This window comes from Alteromonas sp. HB246098 (assembly GCF_054890645.1).
Genome location: NZ_JBTZUG010000008.1, coordinates 1 through 17,202, shown reverse-complemented (window position 1 = coordinate 17,202; position 17,202 = coordinate 1). Strand labels below are relative to the sequence as shown.

Here is a 17,202-nt window from a genome sequence, read left to right as displayed (position 1 = left end):
CAAGATAATAAACAAAGCGCCTACCGTATTTAGTCCCTAATTGACCGTCAATACAGTTAATTAGGTATCGTTATTTACCCAAGTAACATGCGCGGTGGCGTGAAAACCTGTTTCATTTTCACCTAGCATGTCAACAACGCTTGTTAATGCACTGTCTAGGTTCGTATCTAGCCGCCATGGGGGATTTAGTACAAATACACCAGAACCATACATGCCTGCGTCAGACGTATTTTCTGCAACACATATCTCAGCTTTAAAGCAGGGTCTGCCAAGCTCTGCGAGCTTGTTGCACATTGCTTCACTTGCACCGCTTTTAGCTCCCGCCCTTCCTGATAGCAGTGGGTACCACACGACAATTTGCGCCTGCTGCCAACGTTTCAACACCTGTTCAACGCCTTTAACAAGGTCGCTATACTCATTCACTCTCTCGTATGGAGGGTCAATTAAAACAGCACCGCGATTAGGCTTTGGCGGCGTGAGTGCTCGAAGCCCTTCGTAGCCATCTCGTTTGTGTGTGTGGCTATGTCCGGTTCGAAGCCGCGACACGTTTTTCTCTAATTTTTGAAACTCGCCAGGATGAAGCTCCATCAAATGTAAAGTATCAATGCCGCGTTTAGCCTTAGCGCTTATTGCAGGAGAGCCTGGATATTGCTGTTGCGCTAAGAAAGGTTCACATAATGACAGGTAGTCATTGAGTAAGCTTGGCAAATTTTCCGTGCTCTTGTTTTTTGGAGCCAGGTTATCTGGAGCTGCAGTTCCATCACCTTGCTCAAAAAGACGGGAAATACCTGATTCGTACTCTTTGTTCTTTGACGATAGGTCGTCGGTCAAATCGTATGTGCCAGCACCGGCATGCGTATCAAAAAGCGTAAAGGGCTTATCTTTCCTTTTTAAGGCGTTGATAACACCAATCCAACAGAGATGTTTGATGACGTCGGCGTGATTGCCAGCATGAAAGGCGTGTTGATAACTAAGCACAAAACCTCAGTAAAATTTATGTTTGTTTATAGGTAGCTATAATAACGCCATCCCGCGATGAGGTACACAAAACAAAAAAGGCCAATACGTTGATATTGGCCTCCTTACTATTTCGCTACGGCATATCAAAATGCACTAAATAAATCATTTAAGGTGCATTAGCATTTTTTCTGGCTGTGTAAGATAACTCATCCATAAATTATTGAAGCGCACCATAGTTGCACCATCAATAATTCGATGATCACCCGACCAATTAACTGCCATGATATGTTGTGCGCTAACATTACCCTCATCGTCAAAGCGAGGAAGCTTTTGAGTTTTACCTAACGCCACAATAGCGGCTTCCGGCTTGTTGATTACCGGCGTAGCAGTGATACCGCCGATAGCACCAATGTTTGAGATACTGATAGTACCGCCTTTTAAATGCTCGCCGGCTACACGCCCTGCCCTTGCTTGCTCGATAATATCTTGCATTTGAACGGCAATATCCAGTAGTGAAAGTTCTTGTACCCTTTTAATATTAGGCACAAGAAGCCCAATTTTGGAATCTACCGCAAAGCCAATATTGTGATCAGAATAGTAGCTAATCTCAGTGGCATCGTCATTGAATTGACTGTTAATTACAGGGAACTCGGTAAGTGCCAACGACATTGCTTTAACGAAAAACGGCATAAAGCTTAGTTTAACATTTCTCGCCTCAAACTCAGGCTTAAGCAAGTTACGTAACGCCATTAGGTTGTCCATCCCCAACTCGTCGCTTACAGTGAAGTGAGGAATTGTGTAGACCGACGCGGACATCTGCTTGGCCATAGCGGCCTGTATACCGCGCACTTTTTCAGTCTTAACGCTGCCTTTAACCGCAGTATTTACGCTATTTCTATTGCCTTTTTGTGCAGTGGGCTCGTTTGACGAAGCAGTTGACGTATGTCGCGCCGGCAGACCAACATTTGTTTGTTGAAGATTCATTACGTCAGATTTAAGAATACGCCCTTTTTTACCAGTTCCTTTAACCGTAGATAGGTCGATATTCTTTTCTCTAGCAACACGTCTTACCGCAGGGCTCGCAAGCACTTTACCTTCTATAACAAAAGGTGGCTCAAACTCACCATCACTGAATTTCGGTTGTGTGTTTTCATCTGAGGTTTGTGGTGAAGCATTTGATGAAAGCGTGCTTGTCGCTTTAGATGCGTCACCTGAATCGTCAGATGTGCTGTTTGTCACTTCAGAATTGCCGATAACTTCTAGTGCGAACAAAGCACTATGCACTTTTGCGATGTCGCCTTGGGCGTAGTAAAGCCGATGCACGGTTCCCGCATTTTTGGCAGGAATTTCAACCACTGCTTTATCGGTCATCACTTCAACAACAGCTTGATCTTCTTCTATGTCGTCGCCCTCGGCCACATTCCATTTCACAATTTCACACTCAACGATACCTTCACCAATATCTGGCAGTATAAAGTCTTCAATGTGCTTGCCGTTGGAATCACCTGAAGCTGATAAACCACCTTTGGCGGCAGCTGTGTGTTCAGGTCCTTCAGCGCTATCGTTTTCTTCTCGACTCTGCGTATTTGCCTTAGTGCTTGTGTCGCTATTTGCACTTGCATCGTTCGCATCATCAGGCGCCATTGAAAATAGTGGTTCATGAACCTTTGCAATATCGCCTACCGCGTAGTGCAGTTTATTAACTACACCTGCATGCATAGCAGGAATTTGCACGGTAGCCTTGTCGGTCATTACTTCCGCGACAGGTTGATCTTCTTCAATATGTTCTCCTTCAGAAACTAACCATTCCAGAAGTTCACACTCAACTATACCTTCACCAATGTCCGGTAAGATAAATTCAATTGTCATTTCATCGTCCCCCGGCTTAATAGTGAAGCGTACGTTTTATGGCTTCGTACGTTTTCGTTTCATCTGGCATATATTCTTTTTCGTGCGCCAAAGGATACGGCGTATCTAAACCACACACCCTTGCAATCGGCGCTTCAAGGTATAAGAAACAACGTTCTTGAATGCTCGCGGCAATTTCACTCGCAAAGCCACCCGTCAGCGGTGCTTCGTGGTTTATCAATAAGCGACCTGTTTTCATTACAGATTGCATAACCGTTTCAACGTCCCACGGTAATATGCTGCGTAAATCAATAATTTCACACGACACTCCATCTTCAAGAGCCATTTCTGCGGCTTTTTGCAGAATTTCTATTTGCGCGCCCCACCCTAATAAGGTGATATCGCTACCTTCTTGAACAATATCTGCCTTACCTAACGGGAGTTCGTAATCTTCTTCTGGTACTTCTGATACGGAGGCACGGTAAAGTCGCTTAGGCTCCATAAACAATACGGGATTTTTATCGCGAATTGACGCAAGCAATAAACCTTTTGCTTGGTACGGATCACGTGGGATAACAATCTTAAGACCTGGGCAATGTGCAAAGAACGCTTCAGGTGACTGGCTATGGTAATGTCCGCCTGCGATCCCACCGCCGTATGGAGTGCGAATAGTTAATGTACCTACATCAAACTGTCCACCTGAGCGATAACGCCACTTCGCTGTTTCGTTCACTATTTGATCAAAAGCTGGAAAGATGTAATCACCGAACTGGATTTCTGCAACAGGAACCGAGCCTTGCGAGGCTAAACCATTGGCAAAGCCAATAATGCCTTGCTCAGTGAGTGGCGTGTTGAAGCAACGAGCTTTACCAAATTTTTCTTGAAGATGGCTCGTTGCTCGAAATACCCCCCCAAAGTGACCCACGTCTTCACCAAAGACCATTACTTTCTTATCTTCGGTCATGGCTGTGATGAGTGCATTATTAATTGCTTGTAGTAAGTTCATCTTAGCCATTATTTCACTCTCCCTGCGGTTTTAGGGTACATCTTTGGGTATTTCTTGATATGGGCTTTTAGTTCGTTAAGCTGTTCTTTTAAGTGCCATGGCGCTGTGTCGTAAACGTCTTCTACTATATCGTCGATAGCACATACGTCTGTTTTCTCACAACTCTTCATTGCTGCTAATACATCTTGTCTTGCTTTATCAACACGTTTTTGATTTTCAGCTGCGTCAAACCACCCTTTGCTTTCTAGCCATTTTTCCATACGGGCGATAGGGTCTTTTGCACGCCATTTGTCTTCTTCTTCACGAGAGCGATAGCCTGTTGGATCGTCTGACGTTGAGTGAGCAGCTAAGCGGTACGTCATGGCTTCAATGAGCACTGGACACTTTTCTTCAATGGCGATTCTGCGGGCTTCTTTAGTAGCAGCATAAATTGCTAACACATCATTACCGTCAACGCGGATAGTTTTGATACCGTAACCTAAGCCGCGAGAAGCAATACCATCTCCGGCAAATTGCTCCTCTGCGGGCGTTGATATGGCGTAACCATTGTTACGGCAAAAGAAAATTACTGGGCAATTCAGTACAGCCGCCATATTTAAGCCAGCATGGAAATCGCCCTCTGAAGCTGCACCTTCACCAAAGTAGCAAATGGTTACCACGTCTTTACCCGACATTTTTTGTCCGTAAGCGTAACCTGAAGCTTGAGGGATTTGTGTGCCTAGTGGAGAAGATATCGTCATGAAGTTAAGTGGCTTATCACCGTAATGGATAGGCATTTGACGACCTTTGTTCGGATCGTCCTTGTTGCTAAACATTTGGTTCATGAATTGCTCGGTCGTATAACCACGGTAGGCCAGCGCGCCCTGTTCACGATATTGGGACATAATCATGTCATCATCTGATAACGCAGCCGCACTTGCTACTGATGCGGCTTCTTCACCTGTACTAGCAAGATAAAAACTTATACGCCCCTGACGTTGTGCACCTACCATGCGTTCGTCCAACACGCGGATATAATGCATGGTATTAAATATTTTTAATGCTTCCTCTTTGCTGAGGTTAGGCTCAACAGCTTTTTCAATGAGTTCACCTTCAGCAGAAAGGATCTGCAGCATTGGGATATCAACAACCCCTTTAGTAATAATTTCGACCTTATTTGTTGTTTTTACTTCGGCCAAATGATTTCTGTCTTTCACGTTTTTCTCCCTTTAAATATGAGGGTTCCTAGCGACTTATAGTGATAACAATATGCTAGTTGAGGAGAAGCAGGAGTGTCATTTTCATTAATTGGCTTTTATGAATTACTAAGGTATAAACCTCCTATCGTTCCATGCCAATACGAAACAAATATCCTAAATCACGTGAAGGAGATGTAAACACTGTAAACAGTGTGTGAAAACTGACTTGCTTAGTTAACAGGCGGGAATGAGGAAGTAACCTTCCTCTATTCTTAAAATATCGTCTTAATACTGCTTTTTTGTGTCGCCGTCATGACTTCCTAAAAACATGATATTCATTTCAACATGCAAAAATTCAGGGGTAAGTTTTAATTCTCTATAAATTTCTATTAGATGAGCTTTTCTGTCTAGTGGGATAAATTCAAATGTATCGTTAGATAATGGCTTTATTTTGAAGCGAGTGTTAAGTTTGTTTAATTCCATCTTTTCTTCTATCGATACATAAAAAGATCCCATCACTGTTCCAATCTCGTTAGTTAATACATTTCTTACTTTGCTTCCCGCTTTAAAATCAGGAGACAGTAGTTTGTATTTCTCCCCGTTTATATTAAGAGAAACTGATTGCTTATTTTTGCTGTCAATAACGGACTCTACTTTGTTTTCATATGTAATATCCTTTGCTTTAACATTGTTATTACTCTCGCCTTCTCTCACAATTTCTTTCATTACAACAGCCTTTTCGTTTTCACTACTACACGCAATGACCGCTACGCTTGTTACTAGCATCGATAACATTTTGATATATATACTAAATTTTGATTTTAGGTTCACTGTTTTTGTTTCCTCTTGGTACTTAGGAAGTAAATATAAACAATTTTTTACAATTAAAGTTAGATATTAAGCAGAATTTTTCTTGCCTTTATTGAGTGTAAGACCTTATTTTTTAAGTTGGCTCTTTTTCATCACATTCGCATTTTGCTGATGTTAAAAGCGTAGGGCAAAACTTTGTTTTGACAGATGTATTATTGGATAAGAGCTAACAGCAAAATATAAGACCATAATAAGGTCACTTAAAAAAATACCAGGGAAACAACATGTTAAATCTCAAACTTACCACAGTGTCAGCTGCCGTGGCTGCTGTTCTTGCCAGCACAGCCGTGGACGCCGTCCCTACTAATTACACAAAGCTTTCAAATAGCAGTTCTGTTTCAAAAGCGTCATCGTTTAACGCAACAAGCCACGATGCTGACTTCCAACGTGAATTGGCCGCAAGACCAACAGTATCTGGCATTGCTAGTCAGTTTGATAGCGAAATGGGCAAGGCGACCTTTGTATGGGCCCCAAAAAACTTATCTGCACCTAGTCTTTCAGCCTTAGAACCTGAGGCACGCGCAGAGTTTGCTGCTGATTACTACCTATCTGCATTAACAGGTGTCAATCGCACAAAATCAACAGTCAATAGTGCAAATCTCGTTTACATGCATGACCTTGGTAAAGGTAGCCGCATTGCAAAATATCGACAAAATATTTTGGGGGTAGAAGTATTCAACCGTGAATACAGCGTAATGTTAAACGCTGAGTATTCATTAGTTGCTGGCTCGGGTTATTTTTCACAGAATCTTCTACCAGAAGGTCAGATTGCACCTAATATGGATTTTGGTAATTCAAATACCGCAGTTTCTCTAGCGTTCAAAGACCTTAATGCTGGGGACATCAACTTGAGTCTTGATGCTGATTCGGCAAATGAAAAGTATGAAACTTTTGTCGCAACGTCGTTTTCGAACGACCTTGTCGTTGATAGTAAGCCTCGCGCTAAAAAAGTATATTTTGACAGCGACAATGGTTTGATCGCCGCATATTATGTTGAAGTGTCTGTTGCAGATGTTAACAGTGTGGAAAGTGAGTACTTTGGTTATGTGGTAGATGCTAATTCAGGTAAAGTTTTATTGAAAAACAACCTCGTAGCACATTCAACAGAATTTACATATCGGGCTTACGCGAAGGAAAATGGTTACCCATTACAAGGACCTCACGGCGACGTCATCCCCCAACTTACTGAGGGAAATGATCCAACTGAGATTCTTGATGCATCTCTCGTTACTCTCTCTCACTATGAAAGCCTAAGCACAGAAGATCCATGGTTGGAAGAAGGAGCGACCATTACATCCGGAAACAACGCGTTTGCTTACGCAGACGTAATTCCCCCGCAAGGTTTCAATAATGGTGACTTTACTGCTGAAACAACGTCGCAAAACACCTTTGACTACGTACTTAGTGATGACGAGCGCGCAAACAGTTATAACAACAGAAAAGCTGCCATTGTAAACCTGTTTTACATGACCAATTTCTTACACGACTACTATTATGATTATGGTTTCGATGAAGCATCTGGGAATGCGCAACTGTCAAACTACGATCGTGGCGGTTTTGAAGGGGATCCTTTAGAGCTTCAAGCGCAGGATTATTCTGGACTAAACAACGCTAACATGGCAACGCCAGCAGACGGTTCAAGCCCTCGTATGCAGCAATATTTATGGAACGATAAAGATGCGACTGTTGGCGAAGACTGGGGAACAGTCGTTACTAACGTTGATGGTTTAGGCTTACTAGAGTCAAGTCAAATTGCTTCGTTTGGGCCTCAACAATATTCAGATGTTTCAGGTAGTGTCGTACGCTTGGTTGACGGCGATTTAACAGCTGGTTCCGAAACAGATGGTTGCGAGCCCGCAATCAATAGCGACGCTCTAGCTGGTAATATTGCAATAATTGATAGAGGCGGTTGTGCCTTTACTGAAAAAGTAATTAACGCACAAGAAGCTGGTGCTATCGGAGCGTTAATTGTAAACAATATTGATGATGGAACACCTGCTCCTATGGGAGGAACTGACCCTTTAGTATCAATTCCTAGCATGGGTCTCAACTTCGAAGAAGGTAGTCAGGTTTATGCTGAAGTTGACGCAAACATTGACCTTCAAGTTGAAATGTTTAGCAATTTCCCTCTTAAAGATTCAACTTTTGACAATGCAATTATTGCCCACGAATTTGGTCACTACATTCAAAATCGCCTAGTCGGAAACGCAAGCGGTCTTATAAATTTCCAGGGACGTGCGATGGGTGAAGGTTGGTCAGACGTACACGCCTTATTATTTGTTACTAAAGAAGAAGACCTTGCCATTCCTGGTAATGACATGCTTCAGGCAAACTATGGCGTTGGAACTTTTGTAGCTGATTTTTTCCGTGGTATTCGTCGCGCACCTTATTCGACAAACATGGAAATTAACCCGTTCACTTTCCAACATATTTCTACAGGTGCAGCCCCAGATGGGTTCCCTGCTACGACAAATGCTTCCCCTCACGGTGCTGGTGAAATTTGGGCAGTAACTCTTTGGGAGATGTACGTAGCACTTGTCAATGAGCACGGTTTTGACGAAGGTCGAGACCGGATGTCTCGCTATATCGTAGAGGGTTATAAGATGACGCCTGTTGCGCCAACTTATACCGAAGCTCGCGATGCAATTCTTGCCTCAGTTTACGCAAATAACCCTGAAGATTTTGAATTATCGATTGCTGCTTTCGCGAAGCGTGGTATGGGCCTGGGAGCAATTTCTCCAGACAGATTCGATGCTGATCTCATGAATGTAGTAGAATCTAACGCAGTAGAGTTAGCCTCGTTTACAGCAGCATCATTCACACTAGATGCAAATTATGATGGTGAAACTGTTGGTTATTGTAGTGCTGATGGCATTCTTGACAATGGCGAGACAGCTACTTTATCGGTAACTGTAAATAATAGCGGGAGCGAGTCGTTAACGGGAGTAACCGGACAGATTGTAGTTGTAAGCGATCATGATGTTGTAATTGAAAACGATGGCGTTGTTGTGTTCGGCGATATGACGCCTTTTAGTTCCTCCACAGTTGATGGAATTGAAGTCTCATTAGAAGGGGCTGGAACAGCGGATGAAATTGAGTTAGAGATTCGTTTCCCTGAGCAAGTTGAGGGTGATGACATTGTCGAGCCTGAACCTATTTCGCTAACAGCTTCTGTGAACTTTGACTTCGACAAGAAAGCACCTGTCGGTGGTTCATCGACCAGCGATATGGAAACAGTTTCTCTTTTTGAAGACTTTGTAGAAAATGTTATAGATGGTGATGGCCTTGCAGTTGGAACTCGTGTTGTAGATACGGTAAACACAAATTTCTTCCAGTCTACGAATCCAAGCGTTAACTTGGGTGCTCAAACTATGCTGATCAGAAACAACGACTTTATATCTGATGTAGCATATGAAACCGATACTGTTGAAATTGGTTTCAATGGTAACTTCACCATATCTTTCTGGCATGCTTATCTAATTGAAAGCGGCTATGACGGTGGTGTTGTCGAAATCAGCATAAACGGCGGTGAATGGCAAGATGCCACTAACTTTGGTCAATTTACAAACGGGGGCTATAATCAGGTCCTTGGTGAGATTGCTGACCAACCTCTAAGTGGTAGAGCAGTCTTCAGCGGTCGTAATTTGGCTGCCGACTTTAGTACTGCAGGAAATACAGAGTCAATAGTGTTTGACGAAGTTCTCAACGGAAACGTCGTTAAATTCCGATTCCGTATGGCTTCAGACTCAGCTGTAAGCGACTTTGGATGGTTTATCGATAATGTAACATTTTCTAATATAGAAGGTCCTGTATTTAATGAAGTCGTTGCCGGTGATACAGCAGATTGTGACAATTCACTACCGCGTATAGTAGTACCAGAGACTATTGAGGTAACGGAAGGTGAAACTGGAACTATTGAAGCAGTAGCAAGTGACCGTAACGGTGATACCCTATCTTACTCATGGGTTCAAACAGCCGGGCAGGATGTAGAATTAACCAACGCTGACACGGCAACGCTCACATTTAGCACTCCTTCGATTTCAATTGACGCTACACTTGAATTCGAAGTGACTGTATCTGACGGTAAAGGTTCAGTTACTGCGCAAACTACAGTGAATGTGAGTAATGTTTCTCCTCCACAACCTCAACCTTCAAGCGGAGGTTCAAGCGGTGGCTCTATGGGCTGGATTGCATTACTTCTTGCTCCAGCGGTATACCTACGTAGACGCATGAAACGTTCATAACGTTTTCTTAAAATGTAAAAAAGGCCGCAATCGCGGCCTTTTTTAATCGTCTTTTGAAAGTTGCTGTAGGTGCTGTGACATCCGTTTACTGGGCTGAACCCCAAGTTCACGAAACTTTTCAATCTGTCTGACGATATTCCCTCGCCCGTTAGTTAATTTATTCATTGCTTGTTCATAGCTTGCGTGAGCCGTATCCATAGATTTTCCTACTTTCTCCATATCAGTAACAAAACCTACAAACTTGTCGTATAACTTAGCGGCTTGTTCAGCAATAAGCTGCGCATTTTGATTTTGGTACTCGTATTGCCAAATATTATTAATTGTTCTAAGCGCTACAAGTAAGTTTGTAGGACTTACCAGCATAATATTGTGGTTAAGCGCCATGGTGACCAAGTCGGGCTCTTCTTCTACAGCGATCAAAAAAGCAGGTTCTATAGGGATGAATAGTAAAACGTAGTCTAACGTCTTTAAACCTTTTAAATTCTGGTAGTCTTTTGCGCCAAGGCCTTTAATATGCCCTTTAATTGAAGCTACATGCTGACTTAAAAACTGCGCTTTTTCCGCTTCGTCATCACAATTAAAATAGCGCTCATAAGCCGCAAGGCTCACTTTTGAATCTATGATCACGTCTTTATCGTTTGGTAAATGCACTACCACATCTGGCTGGAAACGCTTGCCTTGTTCAGATGTCGCAGACATTTGAGTTTCGAATTCGTGTCCTTCCCGTAAACCAGATTCCTTAAGTATGCGTTCGAGAACGACTTCCCCCCAGTTACCCTGCTTCTTGTTATCACCTTTTAGTGCATTGGTGAGTGCAGCTGCTTCTTCTGTAATTTTTTGATTTAAAGCTTTTAAGCCTAATATTTCCGTTTTAAGTGACGCTCGCTCTTGGCCTTCACGTATGTGCTGCTCTGAAATTTGGCGTTTAAAACCATCTAATTCATTCTTAAACGGAGCTAGCACAGCCTCAATGTTGTGTTTGGTTTGTTGGGTGTAGTGCTGTTGTTTCTCTTCAAAAATACGGTTTGCTAAATTCTCAAACTGGGTTTGCAACCGTTGTTCAGAGGCATTCATAGCCGCTAACTTGTCTTCGTGCGCCGTATGAAGCGCTTGAATTCTCGCTTGGTGGGCCTCGTTTTGTGCCTGAAGTTTTGCGTTAGCCACCCTCTCGCTGCTCAACTCATTTTGCAACTTGTCACAATACTGTGAAGATTGAGAAAGCTTCGCCGAGTTATTTTGGCTGCGGATGAAAGAATAAAGTGCCAATAGACAAACACTAATAAAAGCAATTAAGAAAGCGACGGGTTCGCTTGAGATAAGGTTGGTAATCATAGTGCACATTCATACTGTTATTTTGTACAGCACTATAAACAAAATAATGAAAATATACCAATTTGTATAGGGTTAAGTCAGGTAAATCACGTAAGTGCTAGTTTTTCATCCAAGGTCATGTAATCTCAATTAAAAACAAAAAACGGGCGACTGCGCGCCCGTTTCATTTAATCAATCGAAGCTTTTACATTTTTTTTGGTAAGCGAGATAATCTCACTTCGTGATGATTTTCGCGTTAGCCAAGTTATTTGTAAAAGCTTTGCAAAAGCCTCACCGTCACTCGCTATTTAGAAAGTGAAGCGTCAAGCTCTTCTATTTTTGCTTTCCAAATAGCTGGGCCATTCTTATGTGCATTTGCACCCGTGCTGTCTACAGCTACGGTTACCGGCATGTCTTCTACGTCAAACTCGTAGATTGCTTCCATACCTAAATCTTCAAATGCCACAACGCGTGAATTCTTAATCGCTTTCGATACCAGATAAGCTGCACCACCTACTGCCATAAGATACACAGCTTTGTGTTTTGCAATGGAGTCAACCGTTGCTGGGCCACGCTCTGCTTTACCAATCATGCCGATAAGGCCTGTTTGTTCAAGCATCATGTCTGTGAACTTATCCATACGGGTAGCTGTTGTAGGGCCAGCTGGACCCACTACTTCATCACCTACAGCGTCAACTGGACCTACGTAATAGATAAAGCGATTAGTTAGGTCAACGCCTTCTGGAAGGCCCTCACCATTTTCCATCATAGTTTGGATGCGTTTATGTGCGGCATCACGGCCAGTTAGCATTTTACCTGATAGTAATACCGTTTCGCCTACTTTCCACTCTTGAATGTCTTCTTTGGTCACTTCATCAAGGTTCACGCGGCGGGTGTTTTCACTCACTTCCCACGTTACTTCTGGCCAATCTTCAAGCTTAGGCGGCGTAAGTTCTGCTGGACCTGACCCATCTAGATAAAAGTGTGCGTGACGTGTAGCTGCACAGTTAGGGATCATTGCTACTGGCTTAGATGCAGCATGAGTAGGCAGAGACTTAATTTTAACGTCAACAACGGTCGTCAAACCGCCTAAGCCCTGTGCGCCAATACCCAGTTTGTTAACTCGGTCAAAAATTTCTAAGCGAAGTTTTTCGTCAGTAGTTTGTGGGCCACGTTCAATAAGCTCTTGAATATCTACTGGGTCCATAAGGCTTTCTTTAGCAAGCACTGCAGCTTTTTCAGCAGTACCGCCAATGCCTATTCCTAGCATACCAGGAGGACACCAGCCCGCTCCCATTGTAGGCAAGGTTTTAACAACCCAATCAGCAATATCATCGCTAGGGTTTAGCATAACCATTTTAGATTTATTCTCTGAACCGCCACCTTTTGCTGCGATCATTACTTCAATCTTTTCACCCGCAACCATGTCGATGTGAACGACAGATGGCGTGTTATCTTTCGTGTTTTTACGCGCACCAGCTGGGTCAGCTACGATAGATGCACGAAGCGGGTTGTCAGGATTAAGATAAGCGCGGCGTGTACCTTCATCAACCATTTCTTGAACGGTCATGTCAGTTTTGTCCCATGTAACGCCCATACCCACTTTAACGAAGCAGGTTACAATCCCTGTGTCTTGACACAATGGGCGCTTTCCTTCGGCCGACATACGCGAGTTGATAAGAATTTGGGCCATTGCATCTTTCGCGGCTTGGCTCTTCTCTTTTTTGTACGCTTCTTCTACGGCCTTTACATAGTCGAGTGGGTGATAGTAAGAAATAAACTGCAGGGCATCTTCAATGCTGTCAATGAAGTCTTGTTGACGGATAACGGTCATGACATCCTCTTTTTATTTGGCTTTCGTGGTCTTAGCTAGCTAAAAAAGCGTATACTAGCGCATCTAAAGACATCGCACCATGCAAAACCATGTGCTTGGGGCTAATTCCAAATATTTTTACGCGCTATATTAGTTATACGCATTAGAAAGCGTTGAAATAGCGACAATAAAAACACTTGTTCGCAAGTGTCAGTTACAAATTGGCGGTCGTTCTTTTTTGCTTTTAAGCACTCGACGGCCTAGATGAAAAGAAGTACAGAAAAACCTATGCCACACGCAGATACTATCAATGTTCATGTCACCCGTTTTACCCAACAGGAGTTAGCCAACGAATTTGCGCTAGACTGCGATAACACTATAGTTTTCAATAGATTATTTGAGCAAATATCTGCACAGCCCTACGCTATTTTATTCGACACTTCAGGCTCTTCTAAGAGCGATGGCCGGTTTAATATGATGGCCTTTTCACCTACCGCTGTTATTGAGGCGAAAGGTGAACAAACAGAACTAATCGATTTACACACCACTTCACGCCAGAGTCTTAACATGCGGCCTTTCGAAGCGGTACAAGCGCATTTGCATGCCAAAGTCGAATCTATCGAATTAAAGGCTACTTTTGACACTTCCCATTTACCTTTTATTGTTGGTGTAGCAGGAATGGCTGGATATGACACCGGTCGATTCTATGAAACATTACCCAGTATGGCTCAAAACGATTACAGTACACCTGACTTCACCGTTGGCTTGTATCTGTATTCTCTTATTGAAGACACACAAACCGGATATATCTATTTTTGCAGCGCAGATAATCGTTCGTTGTCACAAGTATTTAAGTCGTTAAAGCAAGTACCAACATCTAAGACTTTTAAGCTCACATCGCCCTTTGAGTCTAATCTGTCGAAAGACGCCTACGAAACATGTTTAGCTAAAATTAGCGCTTACCTTCACGCAGGCGACTGCTATCAAGTAAATATGGCACAGCGATTTAGTGCGGCGTTTGAAGGAAGCATGTGGCAGGCTTATTGCGAGTTACGTAATCAGAATCAAGCGCCCTTTTCTGCTTATTACAACCTTCCACAAGGCTGTATAGCGTCTATCTCACCCGAGCGTTTTTTGCGCGTAAAAAACAAGGTTGTAGAAACTAAGCCCATTAAGGGCACTCGCCCTCGCTTTAACGATGTAGAAAAAGATGAAGCCAGTGCACAGAGTTTGCTTAACGCCGAAAAGGATCGTGCCGAAAACCTAATGATTGTGGATTTGCTTCGTAACGATGTTTCAAAACACTGCAAGCCCCACACAGTAAAAGTACCCGCACTCTTTGCACTTGAAAGTTATGAGGCCGTGCACCACCTAGTTAGTACCGTAACAGGCGAATTAAACGACGCGTCGTCGCCTTTGGCGCTTTTAGCATCTGCCTTCCCAGGCGGTTCAATTACCGGTGCACCTAAGATACGCGCTATGGAAGTGATTGATGAACTAGAACCTCACCGTCGCCATATATATTGTGGTAGCGTGTTTTATATGGGGTACCGAGAAGATATGGATTCAAGTATCTGTATACGCACGGTGTTAGCTGAGAATAATAGATTACATTGCTGGGCAGGCGGTGGTATCGTGCTAGATTCCGTACCAAGTGAAGAATATCAAGAAACACTTGATAAGGTATCAAAAATACTGCCCGTGCTAGCAATGATGAACCAGTAACAGAACAGTCTTATGCGCTCTAACGACAAGCTAATTATCTGGCTTTTGACCTGGCCTGATTTGTAACTTGCGTTGGATTGTGATTTATAAATAAATAGTATCTATGAAGAAAAGCGAATTTCTATCACAATTTCATCATTTAAGGCTGACTCACACTGAGCCTGACTTTCCTTTAAAGAAAACAGGACGGCCCGCGGCGGTGCTGATACCTTTGATAGACTATGGCAACTCGCTTCAGCTTCTGCTAACAGAACGTGCTCACCACCTAAAACATCACCCCGGCCAAATAAGCTTTCCGGGTGGAGCGGTGGATGAAACCGACAATTCTTTTTTTGCCGCAGCGCTTCGCGAAGCAGAAGAAGAAGTTGGCCTTCCGTCTACTCACGTAGATGTTATTGGCATGCTGCCAAAATATAGAACAATCAGTGGTTATGAAATAGCCCCTGTTGTGGGCTTTGTAAACCCAGACTTCACACCAGTTATCGATAAGAATGAAGTAGAGAGCGCTTTCGAAGTCCCGCTTGCTCATGTGTTAAATAGAAAGAACCACCTAGTCCATAATACTCACCGCAATAACAAAACTTTTCCTATATACTTTATTCCTTGGCAGCACCGTATGATTTGGGGTGCAACAGCAGCTATGCTGCGAAACCTGTCGCATCATATTCACCCCTGATAACAAAAATTAGACGCCTTTGTCTAAAGCGCTATAAATTAAACTTTACAGCCTATTAGCAAAACTAATCTCTCTATTAGCATTTCTGTATTGAGCTTTTTACGTAGCGCATGCATGATCTTAATATTACTTAGTTTTAATTTATGAATGTTTATGATCAGTGTATTCGATATGTTCAGTGTGGGTATTGGCCCATCAAGTTCGCACACAGTAGGACCGATGAAAGCCGGTGCCGAGTTCGTTTCTGAACTTGCGCAGGATACTGCGCTTTTCGATTCAGTTGATAGCGTAAAAGTTGAGTTGTTTGGGTCACTAGGTCAAACAGGCATCGGACACGGTACCGGTAAAGCTGTCATTCTAGGTTTGTTAGGCGAAATTCCCGACGTAGTGGATGTTGACACTATTGACAGCAAACTCGAGGAAATTCGTAATTCCGAACTACTGTGCCTCAACGGTCAGAAGCAAGTCCATTTCCCCAATAAAAATGCGATTGTATTTCATCGCCGTAAGACACTGCCTAAACATGCTAATGCACTGACGTTTTACGCCTACTCGAAAAGTGAATTGGTTAGAGAGCAAACCTATTACAGCATAGGTGGCGGCTTTATTATCAAAGACGAAGATTTTGACGCAACTAAAGCCCATGCCGCCAGCCTTCAAGCTTCGGTGCCCTTCCCTTTTAAAACCGCTGAAGAATTACTTGCTCTGTGTAAGAACAACGGTTTAAGTATTAGCTCTTTGATGCTGCGTAACGAAACGACTTTTAGGCCGAAACATGAAGTAAAACAGCAGTTACATCATATTTGGTTGGTAATGAAAGCATGTATTCAACGTGGTATTGAGAGCGAAGGCATACTGCCTGGTGGCCTAAAGGTAGTGCGTCGCGCACCTGGGCTTTATCGTCGCCTTCAAACCGAGCATACCAATGATCCTATGCAAACTATGGATTGGGTGAACCTTTTTGCTTTGGCAGTAAACGAAGAAAATGCTGCGGGAGGGCGTGTTGTCACCGCGCCTACAAATGGTGCCGCAGGTATTATCCCCGCCGTACTTCAATACGTAGATAAATTTATTCGACCCGTTGATGAAGAAGTAGCAAGCCGCTTTCTTCTTACCGCTGGTGCTATTGGCATACTTTACAAAGAGAACGCATCTATTTCCGGCGCTGAAGTGGGTTGCCAAGGAGAAGTGGGTGTTGCATGCTCTATGGCTGCAGGCGCCCTTGCAGAAATAATGGGCGGGACAGCGGCATCCGTAGAAAATGCTGCTGAAATCGGCATGGAGCACAACCTTGGATTAACCTGTGACCCTGTAGGTGGCCTGGTGCAAGTTCCATGTATTGAGCGTAATGCTATGGGTGCAATAAAAGCAATAAATGCTTCTCGCCTTGCGCTACGCGGTACGGGTGAACAAAAAGTGTCGTTAGATAAAGTTATTAAGACGATGCGAGACACAGGTAACGATATGAAAACAAAATATAAAGAAACAGCACGAGGCGGTCTCGCGGTAAATATCATTGAGTGTTAACTGTAAGCGCACTATAAACAAAAACTAAAAAAAGGGGCGACAGC

At 43.2% G+C, this 17,202-nt stretch carries 11 protein-coding genes; 4 read left to right on the top strand and 7 right to left on the bottom strand.

Annotated features, from left to right (window positions below; all coding sequences use genetic code 11):
• Positions 1-60 precede the first annotated feature (60 nt).
• The 5 genes from ACYTPF_RS15760 to ACYTPF_RS15740 form a co-directional block, all read right to left on the bottom strand.
• Positions 61-978 (bottom strand): 23S rRNA (adenine(2030)-N(6))-methyltransferase RlmJ, encoded by a 918-nt coding sequence (locus ACYTPF_RS15760; RefSeq protein WP_461852877.1) that lies wholly within the window; start codon positions 976-978, stop codon positions 61-63.
• A gap of 144 nt (positions 979-1,122) precedes the next feature.
• Positions 1,123-2,829, bottom strand: a complete 1,707-nt coding sequence (locus ACYTPF_RS15755; RefSeq protein WP_461852876.1) for a dihydrolipoyllysine-residue acetyltransferase — start codon at positions 2,827-2,829, stop codon at positions 1,123-1,125.
• 16 nt (positions 2,830-2,845) lie between these two features.
• Positions 2,846-3,823 carry an alpha-ketoacid dehydrogenase subunit beta gene (locus ACYTPF_RS15750; RefSeq protein ID WP_461852875.1) on the bottom strand — a complete coding sequence of 326 codons (978 nt, stop codon included), beginning with the start codon at positions 3,821-3,823 and terminating at the stop codon, positions 2,846-2,848.
• Positions 3,823-5,010, bottom strand: coding sequence for a thiamine pyrophosphate-dependent dehydrogenase E1 component subunit alpha (locus tag ACYTPF_RS15745; RefSeq protein ID WP_461852874.1), 1,188 nt, complete (start codon positions 5,008-5,010; stop codon positions 3,823-3,825). The genes ACYTPF_RS15750 and ACYTPF_RS15745 overlap by 1 nt, the downstream gene beginning before the upstream one ends.
• A 267-nt stretch (positions 5,011-5,277) precedes the next feature.
• On the bottom strand, positions 5,278-5,823 hold the full coding sequence (locus ACYTPF_RS15740) for a hypothetical protein (RefSeq protein WP_461852873.1): 546 nt from the start codon (positions 5,821-5,823) through the stop codon (positions 5,278-5,280).
• A gap of 263 nt (positions 5,824-6,086) precedes the next feature.
• On the opposite strand from ACYTPF_RS15740, the gene ACYTPF_RS15735 reads away from it, so the two are divergent.
• Entirely contained in the window at positions 6,087-10,106 is a 4,020-nt protein-coding gene (locus ACYTPF_RS15735; RefSeq protein ID WP_461852872.1) for a rhombosortase-dependent M36 family metallopeptidase, read from the top strand.
• A 42-nt stretch (positions 10,107-10,148) separates the two neighbouring features.
• Here ACYTPF_RS15735 and rmuC read toward each other — a convergent pair whose 3' ends face one another.
• Complete coding sequence (rmuC, locus tag ACYTPF_RS15730; RefSeq protein WP_461852871.1) at positions 10,149-11,438, bottom strand: DNA recombination protein RmuC; 1,290 nt, start codon at positions 11,436-11,438, stop codon at positions 10,149-10,151.
• A gap of 283 nt (positions 11,439-11,721) precedes the next feature.
• Positions 11,722-13,251: a fumarate hydratase gene (locus ACYTPF_RS15725; protein ID WP_461852870.1), complete on the bottom strand. Its 1,530-nt coding sequence runs from the start codon at positions 13,249-13,251 to the stop codon at positions 11,722-11,724.
• Positions 13,252-13,518: 267 nt separating this feature from the next.
• Between ACYTPF_RS15725 and pabB the strand changes: the two genes are divergently transcribed.
• The 3 genes from pabB (at position 13,519) to ACYTPF_RS15710 (ending at position 17,158) form a co-directional block, all read left to right on the top strand.
• Positions 13,519-14,955, top strand: a complete 1,437-nt coding sequence (gene pabB / locus ACYTPF_RS15720) for an aminodeoxychorismate synthase component I (protein ID WP_461852869.1) — start codon at positions 13,519-13,521, stop codon at positions 14,953-14,955.
• Positions 14,956-15,058: 103 nt separating this feature from the next.
• Positions 15,059-15,631: a CoA pyrophosphatase gene (locus ACYTPF_RS15715; RefSeq protein ID WP_461852868.1), complete on the top strand. Its 573-nt coding sequence runs from the start codon at positions 15,059-15,061 to the stop codon at positions 15,629-15,631.
• A gap of 153 nt (positions 15,632-15,784) precedes the next feature.
• Positions 15,785-17,158, top strand: coding sequence for an L-serine ammonia-lyase (locus ACYTPF_RS15710; RefSeq protein WP_269917092.1), 1,374 nt, complete (start codon positions 15,785-15,787; stop codon positions 17,156-17,158).
• Positions 17,159-17,202: the final 44 nt, after the last annotated feature.

Bases quoted from the DNA above. Each gene is read 5' to 3' on its own strand.
- ACYTPF_RS15755 (WP_461852876.1), bottom strand. From the start codon at position 2,829: ATGACAATTGAATTTATCTTACCGGACATTGGTGAAGGTATAGTTGAG.
- ACYTPF_RS15750 (WP_461852875.1), bottom strand. From the start codon at position 3,823: ATGGCTAAGATGAACTTACTACAAGCAATTAATAATGCACTCATCACA.
- ACYTPF_RS15735 (WP_461852872.1), top strand. From the start codon at position 6,087: ATGTTAAATCTCAAACTTACCACAGTGTCAGCTGCCGTGGCTGCTGTT.
- rmuC (WP_461852871.1), bottom strand. From the start codon at position 11,438: ATGATTACCAACCTTATCTCAAGCGAACCCGTCGCTTTCTTAATTGCT.
- ACYTPF_RS15725 (WP_461852870.1), bottom strand. From the start codon at position 13,251: ATGACCGTTATCCGTCAACAAGACTTCATTGACAGCATTGAAGATGCC.
- pabB (WP_461852869.1), top strand. From the start codon at position 13,519: ATGCCACACGCAGATACTATCAATGTTCATGTCACCCGTTTTACCCAA.
- ACYTPF_RS15715 (WP_461852868.1), top strand. From the start codon at position 15,059: ATGAAGAAAAGCGAATTTCTATCACAATTTCATCATTTAAGGCTGACT.
- ACYTPF_RS15710 (WP_269917092.1), top strand. From the start codon at position 15,785: ATGATCAGTGTATTCGATATGTTCAGTGTGGGTATTGGCCCATCAAGT.